Below are 3,089 nucleotides of genomic sequence, written 5' to 3'. Positions count from 1 at the left end.
ATCAATGACTGATTTATTCAAGCCACCTGACAATCCACAAACTATTAAATCTCCACAGCTTTTATTGTGGAATTAACTGTGAGACAGCAGTGATATAATATATCATTCCAGATTTACATTGGGAAGTGATCTGGCATTTTATTGTTTATAATTAAATTTATTTACATATTTCAACAAGTTGGACTCTTCTTGATCTTCGCCGAAAATTGAATGGGAATGAGGACAGTTTTAATTCTTAAATCCTATCAATTTTTTAATCTTCTTTTGAGAATCAATAGTAGTTCTAGAGGATTCTTGGTAAATCGTGCGGATGTCGTCAGCCCCGACTCTGTAGTATCTTTCGAAAGCCTTATTGGTCTGATGCATTGTTCCTTGCCTGATTTGCTCAGGGGAGAAATGTTGCCTGAGTGCGACTGCCGAACTGTGTCGTGTACCACCGTAAAGATCAACACCTTCTACTCTGAGATTGTCACAAGCGCGTTTCCACCACTTATAGAAAAACTTCTCGCCATATCTCTGACCTTTCTTCACACCGCCTTTTCCGATGTCGTGTCGAAAGAAGAACGATCGAGGGAAACAGGGGTTCAATTGCTTGAAAAGCTCAACATCCTCATCAAGCATGGGAACAGGTTTTGTTCCTCCTGTTTTTGAATGGTGGATGTAAATGTATCGGTTCTCGGTATCAATATCCTGCTCGCGGATCTGCACCAGTTCACCTGGCCGAATGGCAATGTATGTGCAAAGCCATTTGATACCAAGCCACACTTTGAAGGGAGCAATCCGTGCTATTTCATCAAGAATATAAGCGCCGGTGAGGAAGCCCAATAAATATTTACTCGCTCACCTTGAGCCGTTTCAGAGTTTTCACCTCGTATTTGTTGATAGATACAATCTGTCCCCCTGGGTCTTCATATGTGACTTTGTCTGAAGTCACCATGACATGTTCACTCAAGATTACACGATCAGTCAACAGTTTAATTTCATATATAGACTTTTGGGGCTTTGCGGATTTGCTTGTGGAACTTACTGAAGGCGGTGTTGTTGGTACGGACTTTGGGTGAGACTGAACTGATGTTGAGTATTGGTTCTTGGGCAGCTGAGATTGAAACTTATTTTCTAGTAACCTTTGTTTGGCTTGATTTACTGCTTGTCCAGAGTACCGATAATCAGGTCCTGATGATTTCGTTTCGTTTGGAGGGACAATTTGGGTAGATGGGATTTTACGAGGTTGTATTTGTTGATGTGGTATAACTTTTTCCCTACCATGTATCGAATTCTGTAAAGCTTTAATGCCTTCAGCTACGGTTGTCTTTTCAATTACATGAAAATAATAGTAAATTCCTCCATCTATTACGAGACAGAATAGAAGAAAACGCCAAACTACAGACCAAATCGGATTAACAGTTTTACCTCTGCGAATAGATCTAGCGTCCTTGTTGTCAATTTTGATTCTGTCGTGTCTGCCGATATCATCAAGATTCTCTTTGGAATCTGAAAATTCACTTTGCCAAAATTTGCTATCTTGCTTGCGTCCACCGTGGATCTTATGGACAAGAATTTTTGGAATTTTTGGTGGTTCGCTATGTTCTTCCAGATTCATAATCCATCAATTGACTAGATTGGTGATGTATTGATCAGCCTACCATTAATTCATAAGCACACTAATATGTTTTCGTGTAATAGTCTGTAATTATTTAACTACTTGGCACACAGAGTGGTAGCACCAATTTTCATAGTTCCCCTTTTCCTTCCCGGGAGCGTCTGGAGGCCAGTGTTTATAGGCTGGCTGCGGGTTCGACTGTTGCCATCCTCTGCCAATAAGATGAAATTACATCAAACAACAACTCGAAATTAAATTGTACGTAGAGGCCAATTTTGAGTCGATCAAGACCTTTGGAGATTTGTCCCCCCTTTGTTAATCGGTCTCAGGGGTCAAGTATTTCATTTATTACTTTACTACACCGTATGTTCGTGCTAATCTTTACTTGTAAGTGTCGCATGGCATCTACTTTAGGATGAGTACAATGAAATCAAATGGCCTTACCGTTCACTTAGTTACTCCCTTCGTCCAACTGCCCATTAGTATCTCCCTAGTTCTCTCCCTTCGGTAGGGCCATTTGATTTTGGGGATATGGCAGCTCGGCCCACATCGTTACTCCTTCAAAGAAAAAGAAAAAAGAAAAAGGGAACGCATCTGTTATTTTCTCGTATGTAAAATTAGCCGTATATCACAGGCGTATCACGCGTGAATTATACTTCTATCAATAACAATACCTTACAGCGCTGTTATAAGATTCGAATCTTCTTGCCTCTTTTGGATCGTCATGCGAAGATTGAGTAGACGGCTGGGTCAAGCAATGTCCGTCCCACTCAATCTCTAGAATCTCATTCCGTAATGCCTTTGTCAGATAGTTACTTGCAAGTACACATATATTTCGATTTTAAATCCGTGATAAAATAATCAGTCTAAGTATTGATAATCAATCATTTGCGAGGTAAATAGGTGATTAATTATGTTAGGATGTATTGCAATAGTTTGATTTGTATCTTGAAATGTTTCTACGGGAGGTAATATGACATTAACAAAAGCGGATATCGTACGAGAAGTGTACATGCATCACGATGAATTCACTAAGGAAAAATCAGTAGAAGCCGTTGAAACACTTTTGCGGTTAGCTAAAGATAAGTTGATCAGCGGAGAAGATCTTCTACTTAGCGGTTTTGGAAAGTTTTCAGTAAGGGACAAGAGGGAACGAAAAGGTAGGAATCCGCAAACAGGCAGTGAGCTCATGCTAGCTCCTAGACGTGTTGTAACCTTTAGCCCATCAGGAATTTTACGGGAAAAGGTAAACCAGAAGTGATCTGATTTCTTGCCCGCTGAACGATGTTTTAATTTATGTATAAAAAATAAATAGTTTTATCTGTTAGCTGCTCTTTGGCAGCAGAATAAGAAACGGTTGGTCCCCTGACGGCATAGATTTCAAGACCAACCGGAGGGTGTGTTCAGAATTCTGTGTCATCTTCCGTTGTGGCCCGCCATCACCCCTTCAGCAAGCGGAGGTAAAAGTCAGCGCTGAGAATGGGCACCT

General features: G+C 40.5%; 3 protein-coding genes. 1 reads left to right on the top strand and 2 read right to left on the bottom strand.

Annotated elements, in window-relative coordinates; all coding sequences use genetic code 11:
• Positions 1-228: 228 nt before the first annotated feature.
• A complete protein-coding gene (locus BUF15_RS26360) occupies positions 229-825 on the bottom strand; it encodes a tyrosine-type recombinase/integrase (RefSeq protein WP_073617350.1) in 597 nt (198 codons plus the stop codon).
• A 7-nt stretch (positions 826-832) separates the two neighbouring features.
• Positions 833-1,600, bottom strand: a complete 768-nt coding sequence (locus tag BUF15_RS26355; RefSeq protein WP_073617348.1) for a hypothetical protein — start codon at positions 1,598-1,600, stop codon at positions 833-835.
• Positions 1,601-2,573: 973 nt separating this feature from the next.
• Here BUF15_RS26355 and BUF15_RS26350 point away from each other — a divergent pair.
• On the top strand, positions 2,574-2,861 hold the full coding sequence (locus BUF15_RS26350; protein WP_073617346.1) for an integration host factor subunit alpha: 288 nt from the start codon (positions 2,574-2,576) through the stop codon (positions 2,859-2,861).
• The last annotated feature ends 228 nt before the right edge of the window (positions 2,862-3,089 follow it).

Source organism: Desulfopila aestuarii DSM 18488 (genome assembly GCF_900143695.1).
In the GTDB taxonomy this organism is placed as follows: Bacteria; Desulfobacterota; Desulfobulbia; order Desulfobulbales; family Desulfocapsaceae; genus Desulfopila; species Desulfopila aestuarii.
Note: the sequence above shows the minus strand (reverse complement) of the source record. Positions and strands in the feature narration are given on the sequence as shown.